The organism is Catellatospora coxensis, assembly GCF_016862635.1.
Taxonomy (GTDB): Bacteria; Actinomycetota; Actinomycetes; order Mycobacteriales; family Micromonosporaceae; genus Catellatospora; species Catellatospora coxensis.
On sequence record NZ_BONI01000035.1, the window covers coordinates 41,679 to 54,963 of the forward strand.

Annotated in this window: 8 protein-coding genes; 1 reads left to right on the plus strand and 7 read right to left on the minus strand. The window is 75.0% G+C overall.

Annotated features, from left to right (window positions below):
* Positions 1-11: 11 nt before the first annotated feature.
* The 7 genes from Cco03nite_RS20950 to Cco03nite_RS20980 form a co-directional block, all read right to left on the minus strand.
* A complete protein-coding gene (locus Cco03nite_RS20950; protein WP_203693855.1) occupies positions 12-1,337 on the minus strand; it encodes a M16 family metallopeptidase in 1,326 nt (441 codons plus the stop codon).
* Complete coding sequence (locus tag Cco03nite_RS20955; RefSeq protein ID WP_203693856.1) at positions 1,334-2,647, minus strand: M16 family metallopeptidase; 1,314 nt, start codon at positions 2,645-2,647, stop codon at positions 1,334-1,336. The genes Cco03nite_RS20950 and Cco03nite_RS20955 overlap by 4 nt, the downstream gene beginning before the upstream one ends.
* 81 nt (positions 2,648-2,728) lie before the next feature.
* The gene (locus Cco03nite_RS20960) at positions 2,729-4,255 is read right to left on the minus strand and encodes an FAD/NAD(P)-binding protein (protein WP_203693857.1); all 1,527 of its coding nucleotides are present in this window, start codon (positions 4,253-4,255) and stop codon (positions 2,729-2,731) included.
* Between the two features lie 219 nt (positions 4,256-4,474).
* Positions 4,475-5,680 (minus strand): S8 family serine peptidase, encoded by a 1,206-nt coding sequence (locus Cco03nite_RS20965; protein WP_203693858.1) that lies wholly within the window; start codon positions 5,678-5,680, stop codon positions 4,475-4,477.
* 44 nt (positions 5,681-5,724) lie between these two features.
* The gene (locus tag Cco03nite_RS20970; RefSeq protein WP_239167523.1) at positions 5,725-5,877 is read right to left on the minus strand and encodes a hypothetical protein; all 153 of its coding nucleotides are present in this window, start codon (positions 5,875-5,877) and stop codon (positions 5,725-5,727) included.
* 148 nt (positions 5,878-6,025) lie between these two features.
* Positions 6,026-9,340 (minus strand): ATP-dependent helicase, encoded by a 3,315-nt coding sequence (locus Cco03nite_RS20975; protein WP_203693860.1) that lies wholly within the window; start codon positions 9,338-9,340, stop codon positions 6,026-6,028.
* A gap of 46 nt (positions 9,341-9,386) precedes the next feature.
* Entirely contained in the window at positions 9,387-12,602 is a 3,216-nt protein-coding gene (locus tag Cco03nite_RS20980) for an ATP-dependent helicase (RefSeq protein WP_203693861.1), read from the minus strand.
* A 149-nt stretch (positions 12,603-12,751) separates the two neighbouring features.
* Here Cco03nite_RS20980 and Cco03nite_RS20985 point away from each other — a divergent pair, with 149 nt between their 5' ends.
* Entirely contained in the window at positions 12,752-13,285 is a 534-nt protein-coding gene (locus tag Cco03nite_RS20985; protein WP_203693862.1) for a SigE family RNA polymerase sigma factor, read from the plus strand.

Sequence of the window (13,285 nt, forward strand, 5' to 3'; positions counted from 1 at the left end):
GTGAAGCCGGCTCACGACTTCGACTCGACCGTCACCGGCACGATCGCCGAGACCGCGGCCTGGATCTTCTCGGCGTCGCCGAGGATCACCGGGGCCGCCACGGCCGGCGCGAGGTACGTCGCCGCGACGCGGTGCACGTCCGCCAGGGTGGCCGCGGCCAGCCGGGCCGAGTGCTCGGCCAGGAAGGTCAGCCGCAGCCCGAAACCGGCGTAGGTGCTGGCCAGCCCGGCCAGGCCGGACTGTGTCGACATGCCCAGCTGCAGCGTGCCCAGGGCGTACTGGCGCGCCTGCTCCAGCTCCTCCTCGCGTACCGGCAGCGCCGCGATGCGGCCCAGCTCGTACAGCGTCTCGACCAGCGCCGGGGCGGTGACCTCGGTGGCCACCTCGGCGGAGACGGTCAGCGTGGAACCGGCCACCGAGTGCTCGATCACCGAGTGCGGGCCGTACGTGTAGCCCTTGTCCTCGCGGATGTTCTCCACCCAGCGGGAGGAGAAGTAACCGCCGAACACCATGTTCGCGAGCTGCAGCGCCGCGTGGTCGGGGTGGGTGCGGCCCACCGCCGGCAGCGCGAAGCGCAGCGACGACTGCACCGCGCCGGGCCGGTCGACCAGCAGCAGCGGGCCCGGCACCAGCGGCGGGATGGGCGGCAGGTCGGCGCTCTCGCCGCCCCCGTTCCAGCCGCCGAGGCGCTTGGCCGCGGTCTGCACCGCCTGCTCCGGGTCGATGTCGCCGACGATGACCAGGGTCGCCCCGGCCGGGTGCAGCCGCCGGGCGTGCAGCGCGCGCAGCGCCTCCGGGCTGACCGCGCGCACGTCCTCGACCGACGGCGTCTGCACCGCGTACGGATGTCCCGGGTAGATGCGCTTGAGCAGCGCGACGCGGGCCAGGTGGGCGGGCTGGCTCTGGGCGACCTGGATCCGGTCGGCCAGCCGCTCCACCTCCGTGGTGACCTCGCCCTCCGGGTAGACCGCGTCGTCGAGCACCTCGGCCATCAGCTCCAGCAGCCGGTCCAGCCCGGACACCAGCGAGTTGCCGCTGATCTGCAGCCGGTCCGGATCGATCCCGGCGCCGAGGCCGCCGCCGACGGTCTGCAGCTCCGCGGCGATCTCCACGGTGCTGCGGGTGCTGGTGCCCGAGAACAGCGTCTGCGCCAGCACGGCCGCGTCGGCCAGCTCCGCCTTGGCGAACGGCACGCGCAGCCGCACCTCGGCCAGCGGCACGCTCGGCCGGCGGATGGCCAGCACGGTCAGCCCGTTGGGCAGCGTCTGCTCCGCCTCCAGCGGCAGCGCCAGCGGCCGGTTCGCGTCGAGTTCGGGAAGGCTGATGGTCTGGCTCACTGGTTTCCTCCGGGCACGACCTCGATGGACGCCCGGCGGTTCGGGCGCAGAGCGGCCGCAGCGGCGCGGACCTGGTCCTCAGTCACTTCCGCGATCTGGTGCGGCAGGTCGTTGAGCAGCCCCGGGTTGCCCCGCTGCAGCTCCAGCACGGCCATGCGCAGCGCGCGGCCGAGCACCGCGTCGGTCTCCCGCAGCAGGTGGGTGGCCATGCGGGCCTGGGTGCGGGCCAGCTCGCCCGCGGTCAGCCCGTCGGTGGCCAGCCGGTCCAGCTCCTCGTCGATGGTGACCAGCACCTTGTCCACGCTGCCGCCGGGCGGCAGGTGCGACTGCAGCAGCAGCGCCGTGGGGTCGCGCACCTCGAACGGCTCGCCCATGAAGCCCAGGTAGCCGCCGACGCTGGTGACGCTGCGGTCCTTCAGCACCAGGCGCTCGACCAGCCGGGACGCGTCGCCGTCGGTGAGCACCTCGGCCAGCACCACGTACGGCAGGTAGCCGGCGAAGTCGGTGATCGGGTCCGGGACCCGCCACGCCGAGGCGACCGCGGGCAGCGGGGCGAGCTTGTCCACGTAGGACTCGCGCCGCTCGGCGGTCAGGTCGGGCTCGGCGAAGTCGGCCCGCGACGGCGCCGGTCGCGCGGGCACGTCGCCGAAGTGGCGCTCGATCAGCATCCGGGCGTGCGCGGAGTCGAAGTCGCCGGAGACGCTGAGCGTCGCGTTGCCGCAGGCGTAGTACTTGTCGAAGAACTCCGCCGCGTCGGGGACGGTGGCCGCCTCCAGGTCGCTGAAGGAGCCGTAGCCGTCGTGCGCGTTGGGGAACGTGTCGAACATGACCGGCGGGAGCTTGAGCCACGGGAAGCCGCCGTACGGGCGGTTCAGCACGTTGACCCGGATCTCCTCCTTGACCACGTCGATCTGGTTCTTGAGGTTCTCCTCGGTGAGCCGGGGCCCGCGCATGCGGTCGGCCTCCAGGAAGAGCATCCGCTCCAGCGCGTTGCTCGGCACCGTCTCGAAGTAGTCGGTGTAGTCCAGGTGGGTGGACCCGTTGAAGGTGCCGCCCGCCCCCTGCACGTGGCGGAAGTGGGCCAGCTTCTCCAAGTTGGCGGAGCCCTGGAACATCAGGTGTTCGAAGAGGTGGGCGAAGCCGGTGCGGCCCTGCGGCTCGGACCGGATTCCCACGTCGTAGACGACCGCGACACCGATCACCGGTGCGCTGCGGTCCGGGCTGAGCACGACGCGCAAACCGTTGGGGAGCGTGAACCGCTCGACCTCGTACGCCGTGCGCGGGATCTGGATGCTGGTCTCGGTGGACACAAAGCCGACCCTAGCAAGCTGCCGGAGGAGGCGTCCGCAGCAGCGGCGGTGAAATGTGCGACCGCCGCCGCCACGGGCGGGTCAGAACTCGACGCACTCGGCGACCGGCGCGCGGTCCCCCGCGTCGCCCAGCGCGACGGCGAGCGCCCGCGCCTGCGCGCGGATCTCCGGGGCGGCCGTGGTCTCCCAGAGCACGCCGCGGCGAGTCGGGCCGAGGGTCCACAGCGCCGGGTGCGCCGAGCCGTCCCGGCGCAGCAGCGCACCGTGCGGGTCGGTGTCCAGCCCCAGCCGGTACGGGCCCGGCCGGGCCATGCCCTCGGCCACCAGCGCGCGGACCAGCGGGTCCGACTCGACGATGCGGCCGGGCCCGGTGCAGTTGACCACGGCGGCGAACGTCGCGGTGGTGATCGCGCCGCCGTGGCGTTCCCGCAGCACGACGCGTACGCCGTGGTCTGCGGCCTCGATGCCGCACAGCTCGGCGGCGCGCACCCGCAGGGAGCCGCTGTCGCGCAGCGCGGTGGTGCTGTCCGCGACGGCCGGCGCCATGCGGTGCCGGTGCACCTCCCAGTAGCGAGCCAGGTGCCGCAGGAAACGGTGCTGGCCGGGTTCGGGCAGGCTCTGCCACAGCGCGTCCCAGTGCGGGCGCAGCGCGTCGAACACCGCCCGCCAGTCCCCGGTGTCGGCGGCGAGCCGCCGCAGCGAGCGCAGCAGCCCGGCGGTCGACCCGCTCGCCAGCAGTTCGGGGAGCGCGGCCTGGACCCGCGCCGCTGCCGACCCGGGCGGCACAGGCGCGGACATCCCGGCGGCCGCGGACGTGGACACCGCGACGGCAGCGGTGGCCGGGGTCGGGGCCGGCGCGGCGGCTCCCGCGGTGGTCGCGATGAGCTGCGTGGCCCGGGTCGTGGCGGTGTCCGGTCCGGGGGCGGCGGACCGCCGGTGGGGCTGCGGCAGCAGCCCGTGCCTCGATACCGCGGTGAGGTCGTGCCGGCCCGCGTTCGACAGGGTCAGCGCCACGTCGACGGCGGTCAGGCCGGTGCCGATGAGCAGGATCGGGCCCTCGGGCAGGGTGTCGAGCACACCGGGCCGCCACGGATCGGCGACGTACGCCCCCGAGCGGGCCGCGGCGGCGTCGAGCCGGGCCGGGGCGGACGGGGCGGGGTGGCCCAGCGCGAGCACCACCCGGTCGGCGGGGATGACCACGTCGTCGGCGAGCAGCACGGTGAGCGGGCCGCCGCTGCCGGACGGCTCGAAGATGCGGGCCACCCGGCCGCGCTGCACGGTGAGCCGGCCCTGGGCGGTCTCGTCGGCGGCGCGCAGCACCTCGGTCAGGTAGTCGCCGTACCAGCTGCGGGGCACGAAGTCGGCCGGCCCGGTGTGCGGATCGCGCTGCCGGCACCAGCGCAGGAAGTCGTCGGGCCGGTCGGGGTCGGCGCTCATCGCGGCGACGGGCGAGTTCAGCAGGTGCCACGGTGCCGCGGTGCTGTAGGCCAGCCCTCGGCCGGGCCGCGCGCCGGGGTCGACCAGCACCACGTGCCAGCCGGCTCGCAGCAGCTCACGGGTGGCGAGCACACCACTGCAGCCGCCGCCGACCACCACCGCGATGCCCATGGCCGTACCTCCTCCGTGTCGCTGATCAAGTTAACGCCGACCGCCCGCGGGACGCGGGGAAGGCCGCCACAAAGCCCATATAACCTACCGGCACGATAGGATATACAGCCTACACGCGCCAGTAGCGGCCGACCGCAGGGCGCGAGCAGCCGTTCTTCGGCAATGGTCTGTTAACCCACCCGCAGCCGGTGCGGCCGCGGTACCGACACCCGGACGGGGTCAGGCGGCCTGCTGCCGCACCCGGGCGGAGCGGACCGCCCACACGGTGAGGCCGGCCAGGAAGATCAGCAACGGCAGCACCACCAGCCAGCGCCGCCAGTCCCTGCTGTCGGCGAGGGCGACCGGCACCGGCGAAGGGCTCGGCGAGGCGGCCGGGCTCGACGCCGCCGGACTCGGCTGCACGCTCGGCGCGGGCTCCTGCGGCACGTTCGCGGCCAGCGCCGCACTCAGGTTGAGCATGCCCGCCCCGAACCGGCTGTCCGCGCCGGGAGCGCCGGCGTCCGTCGCCGTCGTACGCAGCCGCCGCAGCACCTCCGCGACCGTGGCCTTCGGGTATGCCGACCACACCACCGCCGCCGCGCCCGCCAGCACCGCCGCCGCGCTCGATCCGCCGTCCATCCGGTAGCCGCCGCCCACCCCGGTCGTGATCAGGTCGACGCCGGGCACCGTGATGCCGGTGGTGCGCCCGCTCAGCGGCGCGACGGGCACCTGCCCCGAACGGTCCGCCGGGATCGCGTTGAGCACCCCGGGGTACGAGGCGGGCCACGGCGTGAACGGCCGGCCCGCCCGGTCCGCGTCGGCCGCGACGATCAGCACGCCGCGCGCCACCGCCGCCTCGACCGACGCCTGCAGCCGGCTGCCGGGCACGACGCCCCGGCCGATGCAGATGATCTTCGCGCCGCCGAACACGGCCCGGTCGATCGCGGTGGCCAGCCCGTCCGGGTCACCGCTCGCGCCGGGCGCGGGCACGAACGCGATCGGCAGGATCTGCGCGCCGGGGGCGATCCCGAGCACGCCCGCCGTACGCGGGTCGGCCGGGGCCGCGCTCGCGCTCGGCGCCGGCGAACCGGACGGCGTCGGCCGCGGCGCACCCGCCGCCACCCCGGGAACGTGGCCGTGACCTGCGATGAGGCCGGCGAGTCCGGTGCCCCGACCGTCCACATCGGTGTTCGAGACCGGGTCCGGACCCCCGAGCACCTGGCCGACCAGGTCGGGGTGGGTTCTGTCCACACCGGAGTCCAGGACCGCGACCAGCACTCCGGCACCGGTGGCGCGCTGATGCACCGCGGGCAGGTCGAGGCTCGCGAGCTGCCACTGCATGCCACGCACCACGTCCGGCTCGGCCGCGGCTGCGGGCACGGGCGTGCCCAGCAGCAGCACGGCAGCCGAGAAAGCAGCCGTGATCAGGGACTTCGGACCAGACATCGCACGTACTCCGGCGGGTATCGAGGCGGTCACCACGGTCATCGTCAGCCGGCCATGGGCGGGGCCGGCGGATGCACCTCCACGACGATACCGGCCTGCGCCGCGTGCCAAGGCGCGAGCACCACGGCACCGGCCATCCCGACACCGATCAGCGCAAGGAGCATCACCAGGAGCAGTTCCCGGACCGATGACTCCACGGCGCGCCTCCCACCGGATGCGTGTGTCCGCACACACAATGCCCGCTACGTGCGACATCACGCAGTCGGTTTCCGGACTGGTCTGGCCGACGGTTCGGCTGAGGTGTCACCGGAACGGATGACACAGCTCGCCTGGTCGGCCATCCGACTAGTCGGCGTCCTGTGTGGGCAGCGACGTCAGCAGCCTCGTCAGCCCGGCCTCGTCGAGCAGGTCGGCCGGCCGCACGGTCAGGTTGTCGCGTACGTAGTGGAACGCGGCGCTGACCTTGGCCACCGGTACTCCCGCCAGCGCCGCCCAGGCCAGCCGATAGGCCGCCAGCTGCACCGCGGCCGCGGTCGCCGCCGCGCCGGCCGGCACCCGGCCGGTCTTCCAGTCGACCACCTCGTAACCGCCCGCGGGGTCGCGGAACACGGCGTCCATCCGTCCACGCACGACGGTGCCGCCCAGCTCCACCACGAACGGCGTCTCCACCTCGACCGGCACCCGGTCGGCCCAGACGCTCTGCTCGAAGCGCTCCTTCAGCACACCCAGCGCCTCGTCGGGCGCGGCGTCCTCGTCGGCCGCGCCGGGCAGGTCGTCCAGGTCGAGCAGCTGGTCGGCGCCGTAGCGCTGCTCCAGCCAGTGGTGGAAGGCGGTGCCGCGGCGGGCGTACGGGTCCGGGGCGGCCGGCAGCGGCCGCCGCAGCCGCCGGGCCAGCGCGGCCGGGTCCTTGCGCAGCGCCACGAGCTGCGACACCGACAGGTGCGCGGGCAGCACCACGTCGGCCCGGTTCGCCCGGCGGGCCTGCTCGTCGCGTTCGATCAGCAGCAGGTCGGCCTCCTGCCGCCAGCGCCGGGTGACCTCGTCGGACTCGGCCGCGACCGCCGGGCCGGAACCGGCGGTGGCCGCCCCGTCGGCGGCTTCGCCGAGCATGGCCCGGACCAGGTCCGCCGCCGCCTGGACGACGGGCCGGCGCGCCCCCAGCGGATCGCTGGGCCACGTGCTCGCGACCTCGCCACTGGTCGGGTTGGCGGCGTCCGGCTCGGGCTCCGGCGTCCACACGTCGACGTGGCCCTCGCCGGACCGGCACACCTCGACGATCTCCGCCAGCAGCGCGGACGGGCCGCGCGGCTTGCGCACCTTGTCACCCCACCAGTAACCGGAGGCGAACAGCCAGGTGCGCGGGCGGGTGACCGCCACGTACGCCAGGCGGCGCTCCTCGCGCGCGTCGTGCTCCTTCCACTGCTGCTCGAAGTCCGCGACGGCGCGGCCCAGCTCCTTCTGGTCCGCGGCGCTCTTCACGGCCAGCGCGGGCAGCCCGTCACGGTCGCCACGCAGCGGGAACGGCAGCACGCCCAGGCCCTTGAGGAAATGGTCGGTGCCCTTGCTCGGGCCCGGCCAGACGTCCTTGGTCAGCCCCGCCACCGCGACAACGTCCCACTCCAGGCCCTTGGCCGCGTGCGCGGTGAGGATCTGCACCGCGCCCTCGGCCACGTCGATCTCGCCCGGGGCCAGCCCGCGCTCCTCGTCCTCGGCCGCCGACAGGTACGACAGGAACGCGCCCAGCGGCGCGCCGTCGGTCTCCACCGCGAACCGGGCCGCGACCTCGCCGAGCGTGTCCAGGTGCGCGCGGGCCAGCCCGGCATCCCCGGCCCGCACCGCGACCTCGACGTCCAGGCCCGCGGTGCGCTCGATGTCCGCGATCAGGTCGCTGACCGGCTGGTCCAGGCGGGCGCGCAAGCCCGCCAGTTCTCCGGCGTACGCCGACAGCCGGGTGTACGCCGCGGGCGAGTACTGGTCCGGCTCGCCGAGATCCTCCAGCGCCTCGGCCAGCGCCGCGTCGTCAAGCCGGTCCGTGACGATCTCGGCCTCGTCGCCGGCCGGGCGGCGCTCGTGCGCCAGCGCCCGGGACCGCCGGTGCAGCGCCACCAGGTCACGGGGGCCGATCCGCCAGCGCGCGCCGGTGAGCAGCCGCAGCAGGCTCGCCCCGTCGGTCGGGTCGTTGAGCACGCGCAGCGTGCACACCACATCGCGGACCTCGGGCGTGTCCAGCAGGCCGCCCAGGCCGACCACCTCGACCGGCAGGCCCCGGGCCCGCAGCGCCGCCTCGATCGGCGCGATCTGCGAGCGCACCCGCACCAGCACCGCCGAGGTGGGCCGCCGGTCCACGGGGATGTGCGCCGGGTTCTGGTCGTCGGCCGTGCCCGCCTCGCTGCGCCACGCGGTGACGATCTGGTCGGCGATCCACTCCGCCTCGTCCAGGTGCGATTCCAGCAGCGCGCACTGCACGATGCCCGGCTCGGCGCTGCCGGAGGTCAGCGAGACCACCCGGGCGCCCCGGTCGCGCAGCGGCGCGGAGATCGCGTTGGCCACCGACAGGATCTCCGAGCGGTTCCGGAAACTGCGCCCGAGCTGTGCCTGCGCGGCAGGCTCGCCGTCGCGGGCGGGGAACTCCCCCGGGAAGCGGTCGAGGGTGCCCGCGCTGGCCCCGCGCCAGCCGTAGATGGACTGGCACGGGTCGCCGACCGCGGTCACCGGATGCCCCTGCCCGGACACCGCGCCCCCGGCCGTCGCCACGTCCCCGGCGAACAGCGCCCGCAGCAGCGTGACCTGGGCATGGCTGGTGTCCTGGTACTCGTCGAGCAGCACCACCCGGAAGCGCTCGCGCTCGGCCGCGCCGACCTCGGGATGGTCGCGGGCCACCCGCGCGGCGCGCGACATCTGGTCGCCGAAGTCCATCGCCTCCAGCAGCTGCTTGCGGTCGGCGTACTTGCGCACCAGCGGCAGCAGCTGCAACCGGGCCCGCTGGCGGGCCAGCAGGTCGCGTACGTCGGCCATCACCCGGCCCGGCTTCGCGCTGACGTTGGCGTGGAACCGGCCTGTCCAGGTGGCCAGGCTGTCCGGGGTGACCAGGTGCTCGGCCAGCTCACCGGCGAGGGCCAGCACCGCCGACACCACCGTGCTCGGCGCGGCCTCCACCGCCGACATGTCCCCGGTGTACGAGCGCACCACCTCGTCGGCCAGCTGCCAGCAGGACGCCTCGGTGAGCAGCCGGGTGCTCGGCTCGTACCCGGCGCGCAGGCCGTGCTCGGTGACGATGCGCGCCGCGAACGAGTGGTACGTCGCGATCGTCGGCTCGCCGTCGAGCCCCTCGGTGAACCGGGTGCCGACGTGGCGGCGCAGCTGGCTCAGCCGCACCCGCACCCGGTGCGCCAGCTCGCCCGCCGCCTTGCGGGTGAAGGTCAGCCCCAGCACGTGCTCCGGGCGTACGTGCTGGTTCGCGACCAGCCACAGCACCCGGGCCGCCATGGTCTCCGTCTTGCCCGACCCGGCCCCCGCGACGACCAGCAGCGGCGCGACCGGGGCGCTGATCACGGCGGCCTGCTCGGCGGTCGGCGGCTTGAGCCCCAGCGCCGCCGCCAGCTCCTCCGGCGTCCAGCGCGGCCCCTCCTCGACCACTGCCTTCTTGACGACCTCTGTCACGCTCGCACCTCGCTACGCCCGGCACTCCCGTGCGCCATCCCTGCGCTCACGGTTCCACCACCTGGCGGCCCTTGCCGGAGACGGGACAGCTGCTCTTCACCGGGCAGACCCGGCACTTGTCGTTGACCTTCGCGACGAAGGTGGAGGCGGCCATGGTGGCCGCGGTGCGGTGCACCATGGCGTGCGCCCACTGCGGGTCGGCGGTCTCGCCGATCGCGTCCTGCACCTGCTCCTTGGCGTCCTTGTGACCGGTGCCCAGCTGCACCAGCGCCGCCCCGCCCGACTCGTCCCCCTCCGGGAACCCGCCCGCCTCCACCGCCACCTGGTACGCCCCCAGCTGCGGGTGCTCGGGCAGCTCCTCGCGGGTCGCGGTGGTGGTCTTGCCGGTCTTCAGGTCGATCACCACGAGCCGGCCCTGCTCGTCGACCTCCAGCCGGTCCACCCGGCCGACCAGGTCGATCGGCGGCTCGGCGTCCAGCCGTACGGTGAACTCGCGCTCGATCGCGACCAGCCGCCGCGGGTTCTCGGCCAGCCAGCGGGTCAGCTTGCCCAGCATCTCCGCCGAGCGGTCTCGCTCCCGCCCGGCCAGCCAGGCCGCGGCCAGCTCGATCGCGTCGAAGCGCGCCGCCACGTAGTCGACCAGCACCGCCGGATCGCTCATCGCCTCGTCGGCCAGCATCGCCGCGGCGTGCACCAGGTTGCCCACGCCCTGCGCGGCCGTCGAGGCCGCCGCGCCGCCGTGCCGTTCCAGCAGCCAGCGCAGCCCGCAGCGCAGCGCGCTCTCCATGGTGGACGGGGTGACCCGCACCGGCTCGTCGGGGCCGTGCAGCGGGCCGTCGTCGGACAGTTCCGGCAGACCCCACCAGCTGTCCGGGTGCGCGCCGGGCACCCCGGCGGCGGCCAGCCGGGCCAGCTCCCGGGCGGCGGCGTGCCGGCGGACCGGGTCGGGGCCGGTGACCGCGGCGCGCAGCTCGGCGACCAGCGCGGACAGTGTCAGCGCGCGCGGCGGCCGGGCCAGTTGCAGCTCGGCCACCTCGTCCTCGTCCACCTTGACCGGCGGGGCCAGCTCGAACAGGAAACGGCTCGGCCGGTCCTCGCCGTCCGCGCCGCCGACCGCCCCTGAGTCCACCGCGGTGACCACCAGCCGCCGCCGGGCCCGGGTCGCCGCCACGTAGAACAGCCGCCGCTCCTCGGTGAGCAGGGCGGCGGTCTGCGCGACCCGCTGCGCCCGCTCCCCCGGCTGGGCGCGCTGCGCCACCTCGTCGACGAGCTGCTCCGAGCCGAGCAGGCTGCCGCGCAGCCGCAGGTCGGGCCAGACGCCCTCCTGCACCCCGGCCACCACCACGACGTCCCACTCCAGGCCCTTGGCCGCGTGCGCGGTGAGCAGGCGCACCGCCTCACCCCGGTCGCCGCTGGCGGCCAGCGAGTCGGCGGGCAGCTGCTGGTCGGCGACGTGTTCCAGGAACGTGTCGATGCGCGCGCCCGGCAGCCGGTCGGTGAACCGCGCCGCGGCGTCGAACAGCACCATGATCGCGTCGAGGTCCCGGTCGGCGGTCTCCGCTCGGCGCTGCTGGTCCAGCCCCATCGCGGGCGCGGTGGCGACGACGGCCCAGCGCTCGGCCAGCCCGCTGGCCCGCCAGACCGACCAGAGCACCTCCTCCGCGGTGGCCCTCGGCCGGCCCGCGGTCTCCCGCGCGGTGGCCAGCAGCATCGCGATCCGGCTCGCGGGCGCGGCCCAGCGCCGGTCCAGCGCCGCCAGCTCGGCCGGGTCGCGCAGCGCCTCCACCAGCAGCTCGCCGGAGCCGCGGGTGTCACCCCCGGCGATCGCGAGCGCCCGCAGGCCCTGGCGCAGCCGCCGCTCGGCCATCGGGTCGGCCCCGCCGAGCGGCGAGTGCAGCAGCGCCACCGCCGCCTCCTCGCTCAGCAGCTCCGGCTTCAGCGCGCAGCGCAGCAGCGTGAGCAGCGGTTTCACGGCCGGCTGCTGGTGCAGCGGCAGATCCTCGGCCAGCACCTTGGTCGGCACGCCCGCCTGCCGCAGCGCGCGCTCGTACGCGGGCAGCTGCGAGTTCGTGGAACGCATGATCACCGCCATGCGCGAGAACGGCACCCCGTCGACCAGGTGCGCCCGACGCAGCCGGTGTGCCACGAACGCGGCCTCGCTCACCCGGCTGCGCAGCGCCACCACCTCGACACCGACGTCGGGCTCGTCGACCGGCCCGCTGCCGGGCTGTTCCTGGCGGGGTGCGGGCACCACCGGCAGGTGGCCGGGCAGGCGCCGGGCGATGCGGGCGGTCGCGGCGCCGACCGCGGGGGCGGCCCGGTGCGTCGTGGCCAGCACCACCTGCTCGGTGCCGGGGAACAGCTCACCGAAGGTGCGCACGATCTGCGGGTCGGCGCCGCGGAAGGCGTAGGTCGAGGAGTCGGGGTCGGCGAACGCCGTCAGCGGCAGCCCCGTCGCGATCAGCTGCAGCAGCTCGACCTGCGCCGGGTCGGTGTCGGCGAGCTCGTCGACGTACACCGCGGACAGCCGGGAACGCTCCGCGGCCAGCAGCTCGTGGTCGCGGCGCAGCATCGTGGTGGCGGCGCGGACCAGCTCGGCGTGGTCGTAGCCGGCCGAGCCGCGGGTGGAGGCGTCGCGCAGCGCCATGATCTGCTCGTACTCGTGCAGGAAACGCGCGGCGGCCTGCCAGTCGTCGCGCCGCTGCCAGAGCGGGTCCGCCGGGCCGATGCCGCGCTCGGCGGCCCGCAGCAGCAGGTCACGCAGCTGCTCGGCGAACGCGCGGGTGCCCAGCGCCGGGAGCAGCCGCTCCGGCCAGGCCGCGTCCTCGCCGGGCAGCAGCTCCCGGATGACGAGGTCCTGCTCGGGCCCGGAGAGCAGGCGCGGGGACGGCTCGCCCAGCAGCGCCGCCGAGCGGCGCAGGAGGCCGAAGGCGTACGCCGGAAAGGTCCTGACCAGCGGTTCGTGCCCGACACCGCGGGCGATGCGGGCCTCGATGCGCCGCCGCAGCGACTGCGATCCGCGCCGGCCGAACGTCAGCACCAGGACGCGCTGCGGGTCCACGCCCTCGGCGACGCGGCGGGCGACCGCCTCGACCAGGGTCGTCGTCTTGCCGGTGCCCGGTCCGCCGCGCACCAGCAGCGGGCCCGAGCCGTGCTCGATCACCCGCTGCTGCGCGGTGTCGGCACGCAACGACGGCCGGTCGGGACCGCTGCCCCGGACCAGCCGCCAGTCCCGCTGAACGCCGCTGCTCACGCCGAACATTCCAGCATGAGCGGGCGACACCGCGGCAGCAGCCGAGCCGGTTGTGGCGCCGCCTGCATCCGGACTCCGGGAAGAAAACTCGGAAACGCCATACAACCTGCCTTTGTCCCGCACCCGTTCTAGGGCAAACACCGATCACGGGGCGGGCGATGGCATCAGCACAGCATCTCCAACGCGACGCGGAGTACGTGGAGTTCGTCACGGGGCAGCTGGCCTCGCTGCGGCGCACGGCATACCTGCTCTGCGGCGACACCCACCGGGCCGACGACCTGGTGCAGCAGACGATCACCAAGCTCTACGTGCGCTGGGAACGCACCCGCGGGGTCACGTGGCTCGACCGTTACGTGCGCACCATGCTCGTCCGCGAGTTCCTGGACGAGCGGCGGCTGTCCTGGGCGAAGGTCCGGCTGTTCGGCCGGACCCCCGACCAGGCCCGGCCGCCCGAACCGAACACCGAGCTGCGGCTGGTGCTGCGGGCCGCGCTGGCGAAGGTGCCGCGCCGCCAGCGCGCCGTACTGGTGCTCCGCTTCCTCTGCGACCTTCCGGTGGACGAGGTCGCCCAGCTGCTCGGATGCACCTCCGGCACGGTCAAGAGCCAGACCTCGCACGGCCTCGCGGCCCTGCGCCGCCACCTCGGCGACGAGGCGTTCCTACCCACCCCTGCCCTTGCGAGGAGAGCGTGA

Coding starts and splice junctions, on each gene's coding strand:
- Cco03nite_RS20960 (WP_203693857.1), bottom strand. CDS start 4,255: ATGGGCATCGCGGTGGTGGTCGGCGGCGGCTGCAGTGGTGTGCTCGCC.
- Cco03nite_RS20985 (WP_203693862.1), top strand. CDS start 12,752: ATGGCATCAGCACAGCATCTCCAACGCGACGCGGAGTACGTGGAGTTC.
- Cco03nite_RS20980 (WP_203693861.1), bottom strand. CDS start 12,602: ATGTTCGGCGTGAGCAGCGGCGTTCAGCGGGACTGGCGGCTGGTCCGG.
- Cco03nite_RS20965 (WP_203693858.1), bottom strand. CDS start 5,680: ATGTCTGGTCCGAAGTCCCTGATCACGGCTGCTTTCTCGGCTGCCGTG.